The organism is Teichococcus wenyumeiae, assembly GCF_003696345.1.
In the GTDB taxonomy this organism is placed as follows: domain Bacteria; phylum Pseudomonadota; class Alphaproteobacteria; order Acetobacterales; family Acetobacteraceae; genus Pseudoroseomonas; species Pseudoroseomonas wenyumeiae.
In genome coordinates, this window is the sequence record NZ_RFLX01000001.1 from 518,064 (window position 1) to 538,970 (window position 20,907).

At 73.2% G+C, this 20,907-nt stretch carries 18 protein-coding genes; 13 read left to right on the forward strand and 5 right to left on the reverse strand.

What is annotated here, in order from left to right:
- Positions 1-210: 210 nt before the first annotated feature.
- Genes EBE87_RS02370 through EBE87_RS02380 form a run of 3 tightly spaced genes read right to left on the reverse strand, consistent with a single transcriptional unit; the run spans position 211 to position 4,131 of the window.
- Positions 211-738, reverse strand: a complete 528-nt coding sequence (locus EBE87_RS02370) for a chromate transporter (protein WP_120640971.1) — start codon at positions 736-738, stop codon at positions 211-213.
- Entirely contained in the window at positions 726-1,307 is a 582-nt protein-coding gene (locus EBE87_RS02375; protein ID WP_120640970.1) for a chromate transporter, read from the reverse strand. The genes EBE87_RS02370 and EBE87_RS02375 overlap by 13 nt, the downstream gene beginning before the upstream one ends.
- Before the next feature lie 58 nt (positions 1,308-1,365).
- Complete coding sequence (locus EBE87_RS02380) at positions 1,366-4,131, reverse strand: SLBB domain-containing protein (protein ID WP_233560011.1); 2,766 nt, start codon at positions 4,129-4,131, stop codon at positions 1,366-1,368.
- An 84-nt stretch (positions 4,132-4,215) separates the two neighbouring features.
- Here EBE87_RS02380 and EBE87_RS02385 point away from each other — a divergent pair, with 84 nt between their 5' ends.
- The 11 genes from EBE87_RS02385 (at position 4,216) to EBE87_RS02435 (ending at position 18,267) form a co-directional block, all read left to right on the forward strand.
- Positions 4,216-5,961, forward strand: a complete 1,746-nt coding sequence (locus EBE87_RS02385; RefSeq protein ID WP_120640996.1) for a heparinase II/III family protein — start codon at positions 4,216-4,218, stop codon at positions 5,959-5,961.
- Positions 5,961-6,947 (forward strand): hypothetical protein, encoded by a 987-nt coding sequence (locus EBE87_RS02390; RefSeq protein WP_120640995.1) that lies wholly within the window; start codon positions 5,961-5,963, stop codon positions 6,945-6,947. Before EBE87_RS02385 ends, EBE87_RS02390 begins: the two co-directional genes overlap by 1 nt.
- Positions 6,944-8,167, forward strand: coding sequence for an O-antigen ligase family protein (locus EBE87_RS02395; RefSeq protein ID WP_233560013.1), 1,224 nt, complete (start codon positions 6,944-6,946; stop codon positions 8,165-8,167). Before EBE87_RS02390 ends, EBE87_RS02395 begins: the two co-directional genes overlap by 4 nt.
- Entirely contained in the window at positions 8,160-8,759 is a 600-nt protein-coding gene (locus EBE87_RS02400; protein ID WP_120641154.1) for a sugar transferase, read from the forward strand. Before EBE87_RS02395 ends, EBE87_RS02400 begins: the two co-directional genes overlap by 8 nt.
- A 101-nt stretch (positions 8,760-8,860) precedes the next feature.
- Positions 8,861-10,081 carry a DegT/DnrJ/EryC1/StrS family aminotransferase gene (locus EBE87_RS02405; RefSeq protein WP_120641153.1) on the forward strand — a complete coding sequence of 407 codons (1,221 nt, stop codon included), beginning with the start codon at positions 8,861-8,863 and terminating at the stop codon, positions 10,079-10,081.
- A gap of 10 nt (positions 10,082-10,091) precedes the next feature.
- Positions 10,092-11,345 (forward strand): glycosyltransferase family 4 protein, encoded by a 1,254-nt coding sequence (locus EBE87_RS02410; protein ID WP_122139856.1) that lies wholly within the window; start codon positions 10,092-10,094, stop codon positions 11,343-11,345.
- Positions 11,330-12,451, forward strand: a complete 1,122-nt coding sequence (wecB, locus tag EBE87_RS02415; protein ID WP_233553576.1) for a non-hydrolyzing UDP-N-acetylglucosamine 2-epimerase — start codon at positions 11,330-11,332, stop codon at positions 12,449-12,451. Before EBE87_RS02410 ends, wecB begins: the two co-directional genes overlap by 16 nt.
- Positions 12,452-12,453: 2 nt before the next feature.
- Complete coding sequence (locus EBE87_RS02420) at positions 12,454-13,686, forward strand: glycosyltransferase (RefSeq protein ID WP_122139857.1); 1,233 nt, start codon at positions 12,454-12,456, stop codon at positions 13,684-13,686.
- A gap of 59 nt (positions 13,687-13,745) precedes the next feature.
- Complete coding sequence (locus tag EBE87_RS02425) at positions 13,746-15,674, forward strand: polysaccharide biosynthesis protein (protein WP_120638321.1); 1,929 nt, start codon at positions 13,746-13,748, stop codon at positions 15,672-15,674.
- 4 nt (positions 15,675-15,678) lie between these two features.
- Positions 15,679-17,055: a nucleotide sugar dehydrogenase gene (locus EBE87_RS02430; protein WP_120638320.1), complete on the forward strand. Its 1,377-nt coding sequence runs from the start codon at positions 15,679-15,681 to the stop codon at positions 17,053-17,055.
- Between the two features lie 51 nt (positions 17,056-17,106).
- Positions 17,107-18,267, forward strand: coding sequence for a DegT/DnrJ/EryC1/StrS family aminotransferase (locus EBE87_RS02435; RefSeq protein ID WP_120638319.1), 1,161 nt, complete (start codon positions 17,107-17,109; stop codon positions 18,265-18,267).
- A 256-nt stretch (positions 18,268-18,523) separates the two neighbouring features.
- Here the strand turns inward: EBE87_RS02435 and EBE87_RS02440 are convergent, their stop codons facing one another.
- Positions 18,524-18,703 (reverse strand): hypothetical protein, encoded by a 180-nt coding sequence (locus EBE87_RS02440; RefSeq protein WP_120638318.1) that lies wholly within the window; start codon positions 18,701-18,703, stop codon positions 18,524-18,526.
- The gene (locus EBE87_RS02445) at positions 18,700-18,936 is read right to left on the reverse strand and encodes a hypothetical protein (protein WP_120638317.1); all 237 of its coding nucleotides are present in this window, start codon (positions 18,934-18,936) and stop codon (positions 18,700-18,702) included. Before EBE87_RS02445 ends, EBE87_RS02440 begins: the two co-directional genes overlap by 4 nt.
- A gap of 252 nt (positions 18,937-19,188) precedes the next feature.
- Here EBE87_RS02445 and hrcA point away from each other — a divergent pair, with 252 nt between their 5' ends.
- Positions 19,189-20,250, forward strand: coding sequence for a heat-inducible transcriptional repressor HrcA (gene hrcA / locus EBE87_RS02450; RefSeq protein ID WP_120638316.1), 1,062 nt, complete (start codon positions 19,189-19,191; stop codon positions 20,248-20,250).
- 20 nt (positions 20,251-20,270) lie between these two features.
- Positions 20,271-20,903, forward strand: a complete 633-nt coding sequence (locus EBE87_RS02455) for a glutathione S-transferase family protein (RefSeq protein WP_120638315.1) — start codon at positions 20,271-20,273, stop codon at positions 20,901-20,903.
- Positions 20,904-20,907 lie beyond the last annotated feature (4 nt).

Genomic DNA, 20,907 nt, shown 5'->3' on the forward strand with positions numbered 1-20,907 from the left:
AGACCCCGCCATGAGTTTTTCCGCTGGTGGGGCGGAGGTTCCGCCGGAGGTCCTGGACCTCCGGCGACTTCGGCTTCAGCCTGCGCGGCCTTTCGGAAGCCTCAGGGATGGCGCCGCGCCCCTGGGCTAATCCCAAACTGCCAGCGGGGTCCGGGGTGGACTTTCCACCCCGGCGGGAGTGTCCAGAGAGGGCGGAGCCCTCTTTGGCCTTCAGCCCACCACCGCCCCCAGCAGCCCCGCCAGCGCGCCGCCCAGCAGCAGCCAGAGCGGGTGCAGCCTGCCCCAGAGCATCGCCGCCGCCGCCGCCAGCGTGATCGCCGCCAGCCCCAGGTCCGTGCTGGTGGCGGCGCTGATCAGCGCCGCCGAGGCCGCCACCAGCCCCACCGTCATCGGCACCAGCCCGGTCTGCACCACGCGCCGCCAGGGCCGGTCGCGGAAGCGGCGCCAGAGGCCCAGCACCACGCCCGTCAGAAGAGAGGAAGGGCCGAACTTGGCGAGGGAGGAGACCAGCAGCCCGCTCCAGCCCGCGACATGCCAGCCCACCAGCGGCACCACCATCATGTTCGGCCCCGGCGCCGCCTGGGCCAGGGCGAAGAGGGCGCTGAATTCCTGCGCCGACATCCAGTGGTGCACTTCCACCACCCGGCGCTGCATCTCCGGCAGGATGGTGTTGCCGCCGCCGAAGGCGAGCAGGGAGAGTTCCGCGAAGATCAGCGCCAGGGCGATCAGCGTGCCCATCGCGCACTCCACCAGGTCGCCAGGATGCTGAGGGGGGCCAGCACCGCCATGGTCGGCAGCAGCGGCGTGCGCAGCACCGCGACGGCCAGGAAGACCAGCGCCACCACCGCCATCGGCAGCGGCTTGCGCCAGAGCGGCGCCAGCATCTTCACCGCGGTGGCCACCAGCAGCCCGGCGGCGGCGGCGGCGAGGCCGGCGAAGAAGTGCTGCAGGTAGGGGTCCTCCTGGAAGCGGGCATAGACCACGCCCAGCGCCACCACCACGGCGGTCGGCCCGGCGATCAGCCCCATCAGCGCCGCGAAGGCACCGGCGACGCCACGGAATTCCAGCCCCACCGCCACCGCGAGGTTGATGATGTTGCCGCCGGGCAGGAACTGGCAGAGGCCCAGCAATTCGGTGAAGGCCTCGGCGGACATCCAGCGGCGGCGCTCCACCAGCATGGAGCGCGCCAGCGGCAGCACGCCGCCGAAGCCCATCAGCCCCAGCGCCAGGAAGCCCAGGAAAAGCTGGCGGCTGCTGGGCGGCGGCGCGGTGCCGCCCAGGGTGGGATGGGGCAGGGCATCGGGCATGGCGGCGTGATCCTCTCGCCTTCCGGGATGCCATGCCCGGCGGGCGCCGCCAAGCCGCCTATCTGGCCTGCCGCGAGATGACGGAGAGCGCCGCCGCGCTGATGCTGACCTGCCCCAGCACCTGCGTCAGGTCGCGCACGAAGCCCCAGGTCTCGTAGGGGGAGGGGTCCTGCGGCACCACCACCAGGCTGCCCGGCGGCACCGGCGGGCCACCCGCCTGCCAGGAACCAAGCCCGGCCGGCGCGCTCTGCCCATTGGGCAGCACGATGAAGGCGCGGTTGCCATCGGCGAAGCGCTGCTGGCCGCCGGAAGCCTGCACATATTCCCCGGCGCGCCAGCCGGTGGTGAATTGCAGGCTGCCCGGGTTCAGCACGGCGCCCACCACCGTGACCTCGTTGGGGCGCTTGGGGATGGCGATCAGGTCGCCGGGCTCCAGCAGCACGTCCAGCTCGGGGCGGGCGGCCAGCACCACCGGGTTGGCCTCCACCACCATGCGGCCGGCGGCGCGGGCGTCGCGCAGCGCATTGGCCAGTTCCCGCCCCGCCGTGATGGCGCCGCCGAGGTCGAGGCCGGTGGAGCGGCTGCCCGCCACCGCCTGCCCGGCCGCCACCTGGATCAGGCTCTGCTCCAGCTCCCGCGCGGTGCGGGAAAAGCCTTCCTGCTGCCGCTGCCGCACGCTTTCCCGCGTGAAGACGGCGCCATAGGGATAGGCCTGGGGCGAGAGGCCGCCGGCACGGGCGATGAGCTCGGAAAAGCGCTCGCCACGCCGGATATCGTAGCTGCCGGGGCGCAGGAACTCCCCCACCAGCGTGACGGGGCCGTTGTCGCGGTCGCCGAAGCCGCGGGCGAAGCGCACTGCGTCGCGCGGGGAAAGCCGGATGGCCGCGAAGTTGCGGGAACGCAGGTCCAACAGGGTGCGGGAGAGCGAGGTGGCGCCCGCCTGTTCCTGCGGCTCCCGCGCGAATTCCACGGCCGAGAGATCGGCGGTGTCGGTGGCGCCGCCGGCGGCGGCCAGCACCTGGTCCAGCCCGGTATTGTCCAGGATGGGGTAGAGGCCGGGCATCCGCGCCTCGCCCGAGAGCAGAACGGACTGGTCCAGCAGCCAGGGCAGCAGGGCGGGGTAGTCCAGGAAGACCTGCGGGCAGGGCGGCGTGCCGAGGTCGGGGAAGCCGGCGCCGCGCGCATGGGCGAAGCGGGCCGGGCTGGCGCGGGCGGCGACGGCCAGGGATTGCAGCGCCGCGCAGTCGGCGCCCGTGGCCGCCATGGCCGGAACGGCGCCGGGCGGCGCGCCGGGGAGGGCGGGCGGCGGCGCCGGCTGGCCCTGCGGCGGCTCGCCCCGCAGGGCGCGCTGCACCGGTGGGCTGGCCAGCCAGAGCACATCGGCCTGGGAGAGCAGCACGATCTCGTCGGCCTCGCCCAGCGGCAGGTCGCCCTGGCCGCCCAGCAGGCGGCCGAGGTCGAAGCCGATGAAGCGGCGCACCCGCGTCTGTCCATCGACACGCCAGACCACGCCCATGCGGATATAGGGGTCGGGCTTCACCAGGCGCGGGTCGTGCAGCATGGCGCGCAGCCCGCCGGTGCGGGGCGCGCGCAGCAGCGGCGCGGTGACATGCCCGGCCAGCCGCACCTGCCCGGAGGCGACATCCGCCCCCGGCTGCACCAGCACCGCATCGCCCCGCCGCACGGCGCTGGCGGGGGCGGTCTCGCTGAAGGCGCGGCGGCCGCCGGCATCGGTGCCCTGGAGCAGGAAGCGGTTGCCGGCGGGGCGCAGCGGCTGCCCGGCCAGCCGCAGCAGCGTGGCCAGCGGCACCTGCGCCACCCCGGCGGGCAGTTCATAGATGCCAGGGCGCGTCACCTCGCCCGCCACGGCGACGGTGGCGCCCAGCGGCGGCACCACCACGCGCTCGCCCTCGCGCAGCATCAGGTCGGGGTCGCCGGCCTCGCCCGCGATGACGCTGTAGAGGTCGATGACACGGCGGCCGCGCGGCCCCTCGACCCGGATGGCGCGCAGCGAGCCGGTCTTGCGCACCCCGCCCGCCAGCATCAACGCATCCAGCACCGAGGCCAGGGCGGGCACGGATTGCATGCCGGGCCGCATCACCTCACCGGCCACCAGCACGCCCACCTGCCGCACCTGCCCCACCGAGACATAGGCTTCCGAGCCGCCGAGTTCCTGCGCCACCCGCGCCTCGATATCGGCGCGCAGCGCGCCCAGGCTGCGGCCGGCGGCGATGAAGGGCGGCAGGTCCGGCAGCAGCAGCGTGCCGTCGCGGTTGACGCGCAGCGTCACGCTCTGCCGCGTGCGGCCGCGGATCGCGATGGCAACCTCGTCGTCGCGGCCGAGGACGTAGTCGTCCGGCAGCAGGCCCATGGTGGCGGGCGCGGGGGTAGTGCCGGGGGCGGTCTGGAAGGTGTCGTAGCCGAACTGGCGCAGCACCGTGTCCAGCCGCGCGGCATAGAAGGTCTCGGTGTGCGAGAGCGGCTGTTCGGCCGGTGCGGCCATGGCGGGCGGCGCCAGCGGGCGGGCCGGCGGCACGGCGGGCAGCGGATGGGCCACGGCACCGCCAGGGAGGCCGCCGACTGCCCCGGTGCCAGCCGCATCCAGGATGCGCTGCATGATATCCTGCTGCACCGCCGGCGGCAGCACCGGCACCGGAATGCCGCCCGGCAGGGTCGAAGGCAGGGCGGGCGGCGAGAGGAAGGGACTCGGCACCCCGCCACCGGGCGTGTTCTGCGCCATGGCGGGCAGCGTTCCGGCCAGACTGGCCAGGAGCGCCAGCGGCAACCCGGCGGCCTGCAGGCTGCGGCGGGATGGGCGTGTCACGGTTGGCCGAGATCGATCCGGTCTGGTCATATGAACGTGACCAAATGCTCGCAATATTGTGAACGCAGTCATATCATTCCGGCCATGCCGATCCAAGCACGCATCCCGAGGACGCTGCTGCTCGCCGATGCCGCCTGGCGGCTTGGGCCGCGCGCCCTTGCCCATTACGGGCGGCACCGGCTGGCCCTGGCCTCGGGGCAGGCAGCGCGGCGGTTGAAGGGCGCGGCGGCACCGGAGGGGCGCTTCCTGGCGGAACTGCCGCCGTCGCCGCCCCCAGTTCTGGCGGGCGCATGGCAGGCGCGGTTGCGGGCGGCGCTGGCAACGCTGCCGCCAGCCCGCCACCACGGCCCCTTCGATCCGGCGGGGCCGGCCCTGGGCATGGACCTCTTCCACCCCGGCGATGTGCGCCCGGTCTGGGAGGCGGGGCGCCTGGCCTGCCTGCCCAAACTGGCCCAGGCCGCCTGCCTCTGGCCGGAAGAAGGCCATCTCGCGGCGCTGGAAGACCGGCTGGCCCTGTGGTGCGCCGCCAACCCGCCCTTCCGCGGCCCGCACTGGGCCTGCGGGCAGGAAGCGGCATTGCGGGCGCTGCATCTGGCCCTGGCCCTGGCCCTGCTGGGGCAGGACCACGCCCCGGCACCAGGGGCACGGAGCATCCTGGCACTGCATGCGCGCCGTATCAGCGCCACCACCCATTACGCCCAGGCACAGGACAACAACCACAGCATCAGCGAGCCCGCCAGCCTCTTCGCCTGCGGCCTGCTGCTGGGTGATGCCGCGCTGCGCGAGCATGGCGCCCGCGCCCTTGCCGCCGCCGTGGCGCGGCTGGTGGCGCCGGATGGCGGCTTCGCCCAGGTTTCCACCGGCTATCACCGGCTGCTGCTGGATGTGCTGGCCAGCGTGGAATGGCTGCGGCGCCGGCATGGCGCCCCGGCCTTCCCCGCACCCTTCGCGGAACGCGCCGCCGCCGCCGCCCGCTGGCTAGCCGGGCTGGTGGCGCCGGATGGCGCGCTGCCGCGCCTCGGCCACCAGGATGGCTCCGCCTTCGCCGACCTCGCCCTGGCCGGCCCCGATGATGCGCGCGGCAGCATCGAGCGGGCCATGCGCCTTTTCGCCGGTGCCTCCGCCGGCTTCGCCGAGGAACCGGGCTGCGACTGGCTGGCGCTGCCCGCCGCCCCCGCCTTCACGCCCCCGTCTTCCTGGTGCGCCGCCGGCAGCATGGGTTGGCGGCGGGATGGCGCCCACGCCCTGCTGCGCATCGGCCCGCTGCGCTTCCGCCCCGGCCAGGCCGACCTGCTGCATTTCGAACTCTGGGACGGCGCCACTCCGCTGCTGACCGATGCCGGCACCGGCGCCTACAACCCCGCCCCCGCCGACCGCTGGTGGCTGGAATATTTTTCGGGCGCCGCCGCCCATAACACCATCACCTTCGATGAGCGGGAGCCGATGCCGCGCGCCGGCCGCTTCCTGCATGCCCGCTGGCCCCGCCTTTCCGCCCTGCCGGATGGCGCGGCGCTACGCGATGCCAACGGCCACCACCACGCCCGCCGCGTCAGCGCCGAGGGCCGGCTCTGGCGGGTGCGGGACGAGGTCGGCGGCGGCTTCTCCACGCTGGCGCTGCGCTGGCGGCTTGGCCCCGGCGCCTGGCGCGCCACGCCGGAGGGAGCCACCGGCCCTGCCCGTATCAGCATCAAGGCCGATGTCCCGCTGGCCCTGCGGCTGGAAGAAGGCTGGGAAAGCCCCGCCTATGGCCAGGTGCGCCGCTGCACCCTGCTGGTGGCCCGTGCCGCCGCGCCGTTGCGCTGGATCGAGACAGAGATCGGGCTGGGCTGATGCCGCTGCATATCCTCCTGCGCGGCCTCTGGCGCCTGAAATTCCCGCTGGCGGCGCTGGCATTGTTGCTGGTGCTGGCGGGCGCGGCGCTGATCATCTCCTGGCCCCGCGCTTATCTGGCGGGGGCGGTGATCGCCCCGGCCGAGACCACCGGCCTCGCCACGTCCACGCTGATCTCCGCCAGCGCGCTTTCCCCCGGCAGCCTGCTGGACACCCGGCCATCCGGCAACTTCGCCATCTATCTCGCGGCGCTACGCAGCCCGGAAGCGGCGGCGATGCTGGCGCGCGATACCCGCCTGCTGGCCGTGCTGGAGGCCCGCCGCGCCGAGGGCCCCGCCGGCTGGCTGCGCGAAACCCTGGGCCTGCGCCTGACCCCCGACCAGGACGACGTGGAAGGCTGGCTGGAGCGCGGCCTGGCGGTGACGCAGTCGCTCGCCTCCGTCACCTGGACACTGGAAGTCTCGCTGCCGAACCGTGCCCTGGCGCAGGAGGTGCTGGAGCGCCTGCACCGCTTCGCCGAGGCCAAGGTGCGCGCCGACCTGCTGGACCTGGTGGGCCGCCGCGTGAAGGTGCTGGAAGCCCGCCTGGCCGCCGAGCGCGACATCTACCTGCGCACGCCGATCTTCGAGCTGCTGGCCCAGCACCAGCGCGCCGCCATGGTGCTGGCGGCGGATGAGGCGGTGGCGGCGCGGCTGGTGTCCGGCCCCGGCGTGGAGCTGAAGCCTTCCGTGCCCAACCGGCCGCTGCTGCTGGTGCTGCTGGCGGTGGCGGCGCCATTGGCGGTGGCCTTCGGCGGCGCCTGCTGGGTGCTGCTGTTCGGGGTGGTGGAGCCGCGCAAGGCCAAGGGGGCTTTGCCCCCCTGGACCTCCCACCAGGGAACTGAGCTCCCTGGACCCGCATTCACGGCGCCGAAATCCGGCGGGGTCTGGGGGGATACCATCCCCCCAGCGGGGGTCCGGGGGCGGCGCCCCCGGTCCCGCGCTTGACATCCTGGCGCATCGACACCGCCACGATCGCCTCGCTGGCCGGTGCCAGTGCCGCCGTGCTGCAATTCGCGGGCGCCCTGAAGGGCGCGCCCCTGGTGGCGGCGCTACCCTTCGACATCACTGCGCTTTCCCTCGCATCGCTGGTGCCGCTGCTGGCGCTGCTGCTGCTGACCCGGCGCTGGTGGCTGCATCCGCTGGTCGCGCCATCGCTGCTCGGCGCCGGGCTGCTCTGGCTCTGGCTGGTGCTGGCCGGCACCTGGAGCGCCAGCCACGACATCCTCTCCGCCAAGCTGCCGGAGGTGGTGCTGCTGGCACCGCTGATGCTGCTGGCCGGCATCGCGGTGGGGGCCGATGCCGGGGCGCGGCGCTGGCTGGTGGCGGTGGCGCTGCTGGCGGGGCCTTTTGTCGGTGCCTCGGTGGCCTGGGGGCTGGCCCATGGCGCGGTGGTGCTGGGTGGCGCGGTGGGGGCCAATCCGGAACTGGTGCGGGTGCAATACCAATTGGCGGGGCTGGCCATCGCCTGCGCCGCCGGGCTGGGCGGCGTGCGGGCGGTAGAGGCCGCCACCTGGCCGCGACGGCTCTTCTGGCTGGGCTTCGTGGCGGCCATGGGGGTGGCGGTGCTGCTGCCGGGCGGGCGCACGGCGCTGCTCTCGCTGGGCTTCTGCGTGGCGCTGGTGCCGGCACTGCGCTGCTGGTCGGCGGCGCGGCCGCGGCTGGCGCTGGGCTGGCTGGCCCTGGCGGCGGCGGGCGGCGCGCTGGCCCTGGCGGCGCTGCTGCTGAACCCCGCCGGCGCCAATGGGCTGCGGACGCTGGAGCGCTTCACCCAGGGCGATGTCGAATCCTCCGCCCGCCCGGCGCTCTGGGCGGCGGCGATGCAATGGGGCAGCGAAGCGCTGCCCTTCGGCCTCGGCACCGGCGGCTTCACCCTGGCGGCGGGCTATGGAGAGCGGCGCGGCCTCTATCCGCACAACCACCTGCTGGAAGCCTGGGCGGAAGGCGGCGTGCCCGGGCTGCTGTTCTGGCTGCTCTGCTTCGGCGGGGCGGTGCTGGTGCCGCTGTTGCGGCTGCGGCGGATGCCGCCGGGGCGGCTGGCGCGCGCCGCCGCCCTGGCGCTGCCGGTGCTGCTGGCGGCCATGGTTTCCACCGACCTCGGCAACCGGATGGTCTGGTTCGCCCTGGGTCTGGTGCTCTCCACGGGAGTGGTGGCGCGGCGTGTATAAGCGTTTTGGCAAGCGGGCCCTGGATATCCTGGGGGCGGGGGCGGCGCTGCTGCTGCTTTCTCCCCTCTTTCTGCTGGTGGCGCTGGCGGTGGCAGCCTGCCTTGGCCGGCCGGTGCTGTTCCGGCAGGAACGGGCGGGCCGTGATGGCCTGCCCTTCACACTCATAAAATTCCGCTCGATGCGGGAAGGCCCGGGGGATGACGCGGCGCGGCTGACCCGCTTCGGCCGCGCGCTGCGCGCCAGCGCGCTGGATGAGCTGCCGCAGTTGGTGAACGTGCTACGCGGCGAGATGAGCCTGGTGGGTCCCCGCCCGCTGCCGATGGCTTACCTGGACCGCTACACGCCCCGGCAGCGGCAGCGCCTCGGCGTGCGGCCAGGATTGGCCGGGGCGGCGCAGGCGGCGGGGCGCAATGCCCTGCCCTGGGATGAGCGGCTGGAACTGGACGCCCTCTATGCCGCCGATCCCAGCCTTGGCCGGGACCTGCGTGCCATGGCCGGTACGCTGCGCATCCTGGCCAGTGGCAAAGGCGTGCATGCGCCCGGCCACGCGACCATGCCGGCGCTGGATGGGGTTGATTCAACCAGAGCGTGAAAAATATTTGTGACAATCTACCTTATGGTTACGATTTAGCTTGCATTATGGCCATGGAACTGTTTCGCTTCCGCTAGTGTTCACAAAAAAGTGAGCTTTATATGGCCCTGGCCCTGAGGCTCGATGCGACCGGCAACGGGGCATTGGGTGAGAATGTCCGCCTCTTCCCGGGGCGCCCGGCGGCCTCGGCGCAGCCCCGGCAGCGCATTCTGCTCTCCCCACCCCAATTGGCGGGGGGTGAGCTGGCTTCTCTGGACCATACCCTTGCCGCCGGCTGGATCGCCCCCGCCGGGCCGGTGCCCGAAGCCTTTGAGGAAGCGGTGCGCGCCGCCACCGGCACCGAATACGGGCTGGCTACCTCCTCCGGCACCGCCGCGCTGCACCTGGGCTACCGCGTGCTGGGGGTGGAGCGGGGGGACGAGGTCTGGACCTCCACCCTCACCTTTGTCGCCAGCATCGCTCCCGCCGTGCAGATGGGCGCCCGCCCGCGCTTCCTGGACGCCGCCGCCGAAAGCTGGACGCTGGACCCCGAGATCCTGGAAAGCCGGCTGCGCCAGGCCGCCACCAAGGGCAAGCTGCCGCGCGCCGTGGTGCCGGTGGATCTCTACGGCCAGTCCTGCGACCTCGATGTCATTGTCGGCCTTTGCGGCCGCTGGGGCGTGCCGGTGCTCTGCGACAGCGCCGAGGCGCTCGGCGCCGAATACCGTGGCCGCCCGGTGGGCAAGGGCGCGGCCCTGGCAGCCTTTTCCTTCAACGGCAACAAGATCGTCACTGCCGGCGGCGGCGGTGCGCTGGTTTCGGACGATGCGGCGCTGGTCGCCCGCGCCCGCCACCTGGCCACCCAGGCCAAGGAATCCGCGCCGCATTACCAGCATGAGACCACGGGCTATTCCTATGGCCTCTCCTCCGTGCTGGCGGCGGTGGGGCTGGCGCAGATCGGCGCGCTGAAGGACCGCGTGGCGGCCCGCCGCGCCACCTTCGCGCGTTATGCCCTGCGCCTGTCGGACCTGCCCGGCCTGGGCTTCATGCCGGAGCCCGGCTGGGGCCGTTCCTCCCGCTGGCTGACCACCATGCTGATCGACCCCGCCCGCTTCGGCGCCACGCGGGAACAACTGCGCAAGGCGCTGGATGAGGCGGGAGTGGAAAGCCGTCCGGTCTGGAAGCCGCTGCACCTGCAGCCGGCCTTCCGCGGCGCTCCTTTCCATGGCGGCGGCATCTCCGGCCAGCTTTTCGACCGCGGGCTCTGCCTGCCCTCCGGCGCCATGACGCCGGAGGAACAGGACCGGGTGATCGACACCATCCGCGCCTGCTGCCGGGGCTGAGGGCGGTCCGGTGCGCATCCTCTACCTGCACCAGCATTATTCCGGCCCGGCCGGCGCCACCGCCACCCGCAGCCACGCCATGGCGCGGGCGCTGCTGGCGGCGGGGCACCAGGTCACCATCGCCTGCGGGCAATATGCCGGCGCCGTCACCGGCCTGGATGGCGCCATGCGCCAGGGCCGGCGGGAAGGGGTGGTGCAGGGCATCCGGCTGGTGGAATTCGCCATTCCCTGCGGCAATCACCAGGGTTTTTCGGGCCGTACCCTGGCCTTCGGGCGCTTCGCCGCCGCCGCGGCGCGGCTGGCCCTGGCGGAGCCCTGGGACCTCGTCATCGCCTCCTCGACACCGCTGACCGTCGTGGTCCCGGCGCTGCTGGCGCGGCGCCTGCGCGGCACGCCCTTTGTCTACGAGATCCGCGACCCCTGGCCGGAGCTGCCGCGCGCCATGGGCGCCGCGCCGCCGCTGGCGCTGGCTGCGATGGAGCCGCTGGCCAGTGCCGCCTGCCGCCAGGCCGCCGGCGTGGTGGCGCTGAGCGAGGGCATGGCCGAGACCGCCCTGGCGCGTGGCGCCGACCCCGCGCGGGTGGCGGTGGTGCCCAATGGCTGCGACCTCGACCTCTTCGGCCCGCAGGTCGCGCCCTGGCGCCCGGAAGGCGTGGCGCCCTGGGAGGTGCTGGCCGTCTATGCCGGCGCCCATGGCCGCGCCAACGGGCTGGACCAGCTGCTGGATGCCGCCGAGATCCTGCAATTCCGCGGCGAGCACCGCATCCGCCTGCTGCTGGTGGGCGAGGGAGGCGAGAAGCCCAGGCTGCGGCAGGCGGCGGCGGAGCGGGGGCTGAACAATCTCAGCTTCCTGGACAGCCTGCCGAAGCGGCGGCTGGCGGCGCTGCTGTCCGGCGCGCAGGTGGGGCTGCAATGCCTGGCCCCGGTGCCGGAATTCGCCGAATGGACGGCGCCCAACAAGCTGATGGACTACCTGGCCGCCGGCCTGCCGGTGGTGGCCAATCTGCCCGGCCGCGCGGCGCGGCTACTGGCCGGTGGGCCACAGGCCTGCGGCCTGCCGACGCCGCCGGGCGATGCCGCCGCCCTGGCCGACGCGCTGGTCTGGATGGCCGACAACCCGCACCGCCGCGCCGAGATGGGCCTGGCCGGCCGTGCCCAGGCGGTGCGCCGCTGGGACCGCCGGCTGCTGGCGGGTGATTTCGTCCGAGCCGTGGAGGCGGCGGCCGGGGCCGCCAGCCCCGCCGGGGCATGGGCCGCCGCCTGATGCTGCCGGAACTGCATCTGGTCGCCTCCGCGCGGCCCAACCTGCCGAAGCTGGCGGCGCTCTGGCACGCGCTGGCGGAAGCACCGGCCTTCTGCCGCCCGGTGCTGGTGCATACCGGCCAGCACCACGACGCCGCCATGTTCGCCGGCCATCTGGAAGACCTTGGCCTGCCGGCGCCGGAGGTCTCGCTGGGTGTCTCCGGCGGCGGCCACGCGGCCCTGACCGGCCGCGCCATGCTGGCCTGCGAGGCGCTGTGGCAGGGGCGCCGCCCCGCCCTGGTGGTGGTGCCCGGTGACGTGGACGGCACGCTGGCGGCGGCGCTGGCCGCGCGCAAGCTGCGCATCCCGGTGGCGCATCTGGAGGCCGGGCTGCGCTGCGGCGACCGCGACATGCCGGAGGAGATCAACCGCCGCGCGGTGGATGCCATCTCCGATCTGCTCTGGGCGCCGGACCACGCCACCGCCGCCCGCCTGCTGCGGGAAGGCCACGCGCCGGAAGCGGTGCGCGCCGTCGGCAACAGCATGATCGACACGCTGCTGCGCCGCCTGCCCGCCGCGCGGGTGCGGGCGCTGCCCGCCGGGCTCCTCCCCGGCGGCTATGGCGTGCTGACCCTGCACCGCCCGGCCAATGTGGACAGCCGCCCCGCCCTGGCTGCCCTGCTGGGTGCGGTGGCGGAAGCCGCCCATGCCCTGCCGCTGGCCTGGCCGCTGCACCCGCGCACCGCGAAGCGCATGGCGGAATTCGGCCTGGAGATGCCGCCGGGCATCCTGCCGCTGCCGCCGCTGGGCTACCTGGATTTCCTCTCCCTGCTCAGCCGTGCCCGGCTGGTCGCCACCGACAGCGGCGGGGTGCAGGAGGAAGCGGCGGGGCTGGATGTGCCCTGCCTGACGCTGCGCCCCTCCACCGAACGGCCGGTGACGCTGGAATCCGGCGCCAACCAGCTTGTCACGCCCGCCGGCCTGCCGGCGGCGGTGGCCAGGGTGCTTTCGGGCGGCTGGCCACCCGCCCGGCCCATCCCGTTGTGGGACGCTGAGGTCGGCGCCCGCATGGTGGCGCATCTCCGGACCACGCTGGCCGCCGCCGAACCGATGCTGGAAACCGCCTGACGATGCCTGAGCCCACCCCGCTGGTCTGCATGCTCTCCGCCGCCCATCCGCCCGCCGATGTGCGCGTGGTGGCCAAGGAAGGCGCCGCCCTGGCCGAGGCCGGCTGGCGCGTGCTGCATCTCTGCCCGGCGCCGGCGGGGCAGGATGCCTCCGCCCCGCTGCGGGAAGGCGCCGCCCCCGGCGGTGCCGGCACGGTGCCGGACAGCCATGCCGGCGTCGCCATCCGCACTTACCGGCGTGGCCGGGGCTGGCGCGGGCGGCTGCTGGGCATTCCGGCCCTGGCCCGCCGCGCCGCCGCCACCGGCGCCGCCGTGCTGCATGCCAGCGAGCCCGATGCCTGGCTGGCCGCCATTCTGGCCGCCCGGCGCAACGGCGCGCGGGTGGTGCTGGACGTGCACGAACACTATCCCTCCCGCCTCGACAGCCGCCTGCCGCCGGCGTTGCACCCGCTGGGGCGCGGCGCCATCCGCCTGGCCTGCCGCCTGGCCGGCGCCGCCGCCGATGCCGTGGTGGTGGCCAAGGACGGGCTGGATGCCGACTTTGGTGCGCCAGACCGCATCGTCGCCGTGCGCAACTATGCCGCCCCCTCCGCCGTCGCGCCGCGCGAGCATGGCCCCGGGCCGCTGACCCTGGTGCATCTGGGCGCCCTGGGCCGCGCCCGTGGCGCCATGGAGATGCTGGACGCCCTCGCCCTCTGCCCCGATGGCACGCGGCTGCGGCTGGTCGGCCGCTTCACCGATAACAGCGAGGAGGATTTCGCCGTCCGCGCCGCCGCCCTGGCGCTGGACGGGCAGGTGGAACGGCTGGGCTGGATGCCGCATGCGGCGGCGCTGGAGGCGGCGGCGGGTGCCGATATCGGTCTGGTGCTGTTCCAGCCGGGGGTGGAGAACCACCGCCTGGCGCTGCCGCACAAGCTGTTCGACTGCATGCTGGCCGGCCTGCCCATCATCGCCCCCGCCTTTGCCGAGGAAGTGGCGGCCGTGGTGCGGGAAGCCGGCTGCGGCCTGCTGGTGGAAACCGATGACCCGGCGGCCATCGCCGCCGCCGTGGCCCGGCTGGCGGACCCGGCGCTGCGGGCCGCAATGGGCGCGCGGGGCCGCGCCGCCGCGCTGGGCCGCTTCGGCTGGCGGGCGGAAGCGGCGCGGCTGGTCCGCCTCTACCACCGCCTGGCGCCGCAGCACGCGGTGCCGGAGGCGCCAGGGCTGGCCATCACCCTTCCGCAAGGCGCGGGGTGACAAGCCTTGCCACCTGTAGTGCTTCACCCCAGGGCCCGCTGCGCCTATACGCCGCCGTTATGGCCACCCAACGCATCCTTCTGAATCTTGGGCTCGACGCCGCGCTGACGGCGGCCTCGCTGCCCGTCGCGGTCTGGGCGGCGGCGCCCGGCGCCTGGCCTTCTCCGGGCTGGTGGGCAGGCGCGGTGCCGGGGGCCGTGGCCTCGCTGCTGCTGGCCGGGCTGCCGCTGCGGCTGCCGCAGCAGTACCTGCGCTTCGTCGCGCTGAAGGACCTGGTGGGCGTGATCGGCGCCGGAATCGGCGGCGCGGCCATCTTTTCCGTGGCCTCCCACGCCATCGGTGCCTGGGTCTCGCCCAATCCGGCCTTTCCGCTGCTCTATGCGGGCATCCTGTCCGCCGCCCTGCTGTTGCCGCGCGTGCTGGGGCGGCTGAGCCAGACGCACCGCGTCGGCCGCCTCTCCGAGGCCCCGGCCCAGCCGGTGCTGCTGTTGGGCACCGGCGATGCCGCCGACCTCTTCATCCGCGCGCTGATCCAGCAGCGGGCGCCGGGCTACCGCGTCATGGGCATCCTGGCGCCGCGCTCCCGCGCCGCCGGGCGCCGCATCCACGGTTATCCCATCCTCGGCGCCATCGAGGATGCGGGCGCGCTGCTGGACCGCCTGCGCGCCGCCGACCGCCTGCCCGCCGCGCTGGTCCTGGCCGACCCCGACCTGCATGGCGAGGCGCTGGAAGACGTGCTGGACGCCGCCGACCGCCATGGCGTGCCGGTCAGCCGCGCCCCGCGCCTGACGCGCCTCGACCCCGCCACGCGCCAGACCGCCAGTACCGGCAACCGCCGCTTCGACCTGCGCCCCGTGGCCATCGAGGAACTGCTGGACCGCCCGCAGGTGCCGCTGGACCGCGAGGGTATGGCGCGGCTGGTGCAGGGTCGGCGCGTGCTGGTCACCGGCGCCGGCGGCACCATCGGCGGCGAGCTGGCGCGGCAGGTGGCGGCGCTCGGCCCCTCGCAGCTGACGCTGCTGGACCATGGCGAATTCGCCCTCTACGGCATCGACCTGGAGCTGACGGAACTGCATCCCGGCGTACCGCGCCGCGCCGTGCTGGCCGATGTGCGCGATGCTGAGCGCATCGGCCGGCTGATGGAGGAGGTGCGGCCCGAGCTGGTCTTCCACGCCGCCGCGCTGAAGCACGTGCCGATGGTGGAGAACGACCCGCTGGAAGGTCTGCTGACCAATGCGCTGGGCACCCGCGTCATCGCCGATGCCGCCCGCGCCGTGGGCTGCCGCGCCATGGTCTTCATCTCCACCGACAAGGCGGTGAACCCGACCAGCGTGATGGGCGCCTCCAAGCGCCTGGCGGAGATGTACTGCCAGGCGCTGGACATGGAGGCGCGGCACGGAGCCAAGGGCAACCAGGCCCCCATGCGCTGCGTCACCGTGCGCTTCGGCAATGTGCTGGGCTCCACCGGCTCGGTCGTGCCGCTGTTCCGCCGGCAGTTGGAGCGCGGCGGGCCGCTGACCGTGACCCATCCCGACATGCGCCGCTACTTCATGACGGTGCGGGAAGCCGTGGGGCTGGTGCTGCAGGCCAGCGTCGTCGGCGCCGAGGACCGCGCCGACCAGCCGCCCGAACTGGCCGATGGCGGCATCTTCGTGCTCGACATGGGCAAGCCGGTGAAGATCGTGGACATGGCGCGGCGCATGATCCGCCTGGCCGGCCTGCGGCCGGACGAGGATGTGGAGATCCGCTTCACTGGCCTCCGCCCCGGCGAGAAGCTCTTCGAGGAACTCTTCCACGGGCAGGAGCCGCCGCGCCCCACCCAGTTCCCCGGCCTGCTGGTGGCGACGCCGCGCACCGCCGACGCGGCGCAGATGGGCGCGGCCATCGACCAGATCGCGGCCTATGCCCGCGAGGGCAACCGGGAGGCGGCGCTGGCGCAGCTGGCCCGGCTGGTGCCGGAATTCGACCACAACACCGAAGGCGGATAGCCGAATGGACACAGCCCGGGCGCTGGCCGCGCGCATTCACACCAGGGAAGCGCGCATCGGCGTGGTCGGGCTGGGCTATGCCGGGCTGCCGCTGGCGCTGCGTTTCGCCGAATGCGGCTTTCCTGTCTCGGGCTTCGATATCGACGCGGCCAAGGTGGAGGCCATCAATGCCGGGCGCAGCCCGGTGCATGGCATCGCCGATGGGCGCGTGGCAGCGGCGCGCGTCGCGGCGCATGGCGATTTCGCCGCCGCGCGGGACTGCGACGCCATCCTGATCTGCGTCCCCACCCCCGTCGGCCCGCACAAGGAACCGATCCTGGAGCCGGTGGCGCAGACGCTCGCCTCCCTCGCGCCGCATCTGCGGCAGGGGCAGGCCATCGTGCTGGAAAGCACCACCTATCCCGGCACCACCGAGGATTTCGTTCTGCCCGCCCTGGCGGCGGCGGGGCTGCGCGTCGGCCTCGATGCCTTCGCCTGCTACAGCCCGGAGCGCGAGGACCCCGGCAACCCGGACGGCACCTTCGGCCGCGTGCCCAAGCTGGTCGCGGGCGCGACTCCGGCTTGCCTGGAGGTGGCGATGGCGCTCTACGGCGCCGCCACGCCGCATCTGGTGCCCATGACCTCGCTGGCGGCGGCGGAGCTGACCAAGCTCTACGAAAACGTCTTCCGCGCCGTGAATATCGGCCTGGTGAACGAGCTGAAGCGCATCAGCCACGCCCTGCATCTCGACGTGCATGAGGTGATCGACGCGGCGCAGACAAAGCCCTTCGGCTTCATGCCCTTCCGGCCCGGCCCCGGCCTCGGCGGCCACTGCATCCCCGTCGACCCCTATTACCTCGCCTGGAAGGCGCGGGAGCTGGGCGTGCCGTCCGACTTCGTGGAACTGGCCGGGCGGGTGAACGACGCCATGCCGCATTACGTGGTGGACCGGCTGCGCGACGCGCTGGAAGCCCGCGGCCGCACGCTGCGCGGCGCCCGCGTGCTGCTGCTGGGGCTGGCCTACAAGCCCGGCGTGCCCGACACGCGCGAAAGCCCGGCGGTGGAGATCTTCCGCCTGTTGGAGGAGCGGCGGGCCGAGATCCGCTACCACGACCCGCTGGTGCCGCGCTTCCCCGTCACCCGCCGCCTGGGCGGTGAGGCGCCGGACCTGGAAAGCCAGGAGCTGACCCCGGAACTGCTGGCGGCGCAGGATGCCGTGCTGGTGGTGACGCCGCAGCCCGGCATCGACTTCGCCTTGGTGCGCGCCCATGCGCCCCTGGTGGTGGATACGCGCGGCGTCTACCGCGACGCGGCGGTCAGGCTGGAGCCGTTGCAAGTTGAAACCGCTGGTGATTTCCCAATCACCCCCGGCTCGGCCTATCACCGCGTCATCCAGGCCTGAGCCCCTCGCGGGCCCAGGCCCGACATCGCGTTTGCCGGAGCGATCCGAACCATGACCACCGAGACCACCGCGCGCCCGATTTCCCTCTTTGACATGAAGGCGCAGCAGGCGCTGATCCGCGCGGAGATGAACACCCGGATCGCCAAGGTGCTGGACAGCGGCGCCTTCGTGAACGGCCCCGAGGTGCGGGAGGTCGAGGAAAAGCTGGCCGCCTTCGCCGGCGCCAGGCATGCCGTCGGCGTTTCTTCCGGCACCGATGCGCTGCAGATCGCCATGATGGCCGAGAAGATCGGCCCGGGCGATGCCGTCTTCCTGCCTGCCTTCACCTATACCGCCACTGCCGAGGTGCCGCTGGTGCTGGGCGCCACGCCGGTTTTCGTCGATGTGGCCGAGGACGGCTTCAACATCGACATCGCCGACCTCAAGCGCCGCATCACGCTGGTGAAGGAGCAGGGCAAGCTGCGCCCCCGCGCCGTGGTGGGCGTGGACCTCTATGGCCTGCCCGCCGACTGGCCCGCGATCCTGGAGATCTGCCGCGCAGAGGGCATGTTCGCGCTCGATGACGCCGCTCAGGCCTTCGGCGGCGCGCTGGATGGCAAGCGCCTCGGCGCCTGGGCCGATGCCACGGCGCTGAGCTTCTACCCGACCAAGACGCTGGGCTGCTACGGCGACGGCGGCGCCATCCTGACCAATGATGCCGACCGGGCGGAGCTGTATCGCTCGCTGCGCACCCATGGCGAGGGCAAGACCCGCTACGAGGTGGAGCGCACCGGCATGAACGGCCGCCTGGACACCATCCAGGCCGCCATCCTGCTCTGCAAGCTGCCGCTGCTGGAACAGGAACTGGCCTCCCGCACCCGCATCGCCGGCTGGTATGCCGAGCGCCTGGCCAACCACGTTGTGGTGCCGCGCGAGCGCCCCGGCGCGCAATCCGCCTGGGGCCTCTACACCGTGATCCTGCCCGATGCCGCGACGCGGGACCGCGTGATGGCGGCGATGAAGCAGCGCGGCGTGCCCAGTGCCATCTACTACCCGAAGCCGTTGCACCACCAACCGGCCTATGCCGCCGCCCATGCCGCCGGCCTGCCGAACGGCCCGGTGCTGAGCACCAGCGAAAGCCTGTGCGAGCGCGTGCTGTCGCTGCCGATGCATCCCTATCTGGATGAAGGGCAGGTCGCGGCCGTGGCGGATGCGCTGATCGCCGGGCTCTGAGGCAAGGCCAGGGGCGCTGCCCCTGGACCCCGCTGGGGTGACAGTGTCACCCCAGACCCCGCCCTCTGTTTTTTGGACTTTCGGAACGGTGGTTCCGCAGGGGGGCATGGCTTCTGGCGGCTACGGCTGCAGCCCGCGTGGTTTTTTGAAGTCCGGCGCTGGCGAACCGCGCAGCGCCACGTCCTTCAGCCCCCGGCCTGAAACTCACAGCGGGGTCCGGATGGAATGTCCACCCTCTTGGCCCCGGCAGCCTCCTTCACTCTCCCAGCAGCAGCAATCCGCCCCAGGACAGGCCGAAGACCAGCACGGCCACGGCGGCGGTGGCGAGCCCGGGGGCGCGGGCGGCGCGGTCCAGCATCAGCCCCAAAACCCCGGCCAGCAGCGAGAAGAGCAGAACGGTAGCCACCAGCCCATTCAGGGCTGGCAGGCTCATCATGGTGCGCCCCGCCGCCTGCGGCGGCGGATGGCTGCGCGTTCCGGCGCCGAAAGCGGGGCATAGAGCGCCCGCGCATCCCGCAGCCAGGCGGTGCGGCTGCCGGGCGCGCCGCTTTCATAGCGGGACGCTTCCGGCGGCTGCGCCGCGGCGGCCTCCCGGCCCGCGGGAGGGAAGGCGGCCAGCCAGCCCATCAGGGCCAGGGGCCAGAGGCGGTTGGGCGGGGTATCCGTCATGCGACCTCATGCTCCGTCCAAAATGGGAAAGGCCAAGCTCGCGGCCTTCTTGGCCACATGTTTGCAACCCTATCATGGCGACGATGTGACAAGGTGTTGCAGCCTGTGCCTCATAAACTGCACGAAGCGTTGAAGCCTGCCGCGCCAGCGCTTGACGCGGCACCCCCCCGGTGCCTAGCGTTTTCCTTTGATCGCAAGGGGTTTCACACGTTGGGCCCGCCACCTTTCTCCCGCGCCGGCTTTTCCCGAGGCATGCTGCCGCGTGACCTGGGCGGCACCGCGATGCTGCCGGGGCTGGACAGCCGCGGCGCCGCCATTCTGCGGCAGGTGGTGGAGCTTTATGTGGAAACCGGGGAGCCCGTGGGCTCCCGCACCCTGTCCCGCCGGCTGCCGCAGGCGCTCTCCCCCGCCACCATCCGCAATGCCATGGCGGACCTGGAGGAAGCGGGGCTGCTTTATGCGCCGCATACCTCGGCCGGGCGGCTGCCGACCGAGCAGGGGCTGCGGCTCTTTGTCGACGGTCTGCTGGAATTCGGCGACCTGACGGATACCGAGCGGGAGGCCATCGCGACGCGCTGCGCCGCCTCCGGCCGCTCCTACGAGGAAACGCTGTCGGAAGCGGGGCAGATGCTCTCCGGCCTGGCCGGTGCCGCCGGGCTGGTGGTGGCGCCCAAGACCGAGGCGCCGATCAAGCATATCGAATTCGTGGCGCTTTCCCCCGGCCGGGCGCTGGTGGTGCTGGTCAATGCCCATGGGCAGGTGGAGAACCGCGTCATCGAGGTGCCGGCCGGCCTGCCGCCCTCCGCCTTCACCCAGGCCTCCAACTTCATCAACAACCGCCTCTCCGGCCGCACGCTGGAAGAAACCCGCGCCCTGGTGGCGCAGGAGATCGAGGCCAACCGCACCGCGCTGGACGCGCTGAGCCAGCAGGTCATCCAGGCGGGCCTCGCCACCTGGGCCGGCGGCGGTGGCGGCTCGCTGATCCTGCGCGGACAGGCCAAGCTGCTGGAGAACCTCGACGAGCTGGCCCGCGTGCAGGAGATCCAGGCGCTGTTCGAGCGGCTGGAAGCGCAGGAAACCATGCTGCGGCTGCTGGAACTGTCCCAGCGCGGGCAGGGGGTGCAGATCTTCATCGGCGCCGAGAGCGGGCTCTTCGACAGCGCCGGCCTTTCCATGGTGGTGGCGCCCTTCCGCAACGGGGAGGAGCGGATCGTCGGCGCCATCGGCGTCATCGGCCCGACGCGCATCAACTACGGCCGGGTGATTCCGGTGGTGGACTATACGGCGCAGGTGATCGGCCGCATCCTCGGCTGAACAACAACCGAGGATCATCCATGGCCCTGACGATTTACGGCGTGCTGCGCTCGCGCGCCTCGCGTCCTGTCTGGCTGGCGAAGGAACTGGGGCTGGAATACCGCCACGTCCCCGTCATCCAGGGCTACCGCCTGCCGGACCCGGCGGCCCCCGATGCGCCGCTGAACACCACCTCTCCCGCCTTCCGGGCCATCAACCCGAACGGCCACGTCCCCTCCATCGAGGATGACGGGCTTGTGCTGCACGAGAGCATGGCCATCACGCTCTACCTCGCCCGCAAGCACGGCGGCCCGCTGGCCCCGCGCGATGTGGCGGAAGAGGCGCTGGCCACCATGTGGAGCTTCTGGGCCGTGACCTCGATCGAGGAACAGGCGCTCTCGACCCGCGCGGGCGGCGAGGCCGTGGAACGTGAGCTGCCCGGCCTGCACCGCTATTTCGCCATCCTGGCCGATGCGCTGCGTGCCGGCGGCGGCTGGCTGGTGGGCGGGCGCTTCACGGTGGCCGACCTGAACGTGGCGGAAGTGGTGCGCTACGCCCAGGGCATGCCGGAGCTCTTCGCGGCCCAGCCGGCGGTGCGGGACTGGCTCGCCGCCTGCCAGGCCCGCCCGGCCTTCCAGGCCATGTGGGCGGAGCGGGAGGCCGAGCCGGCCTGAGCCG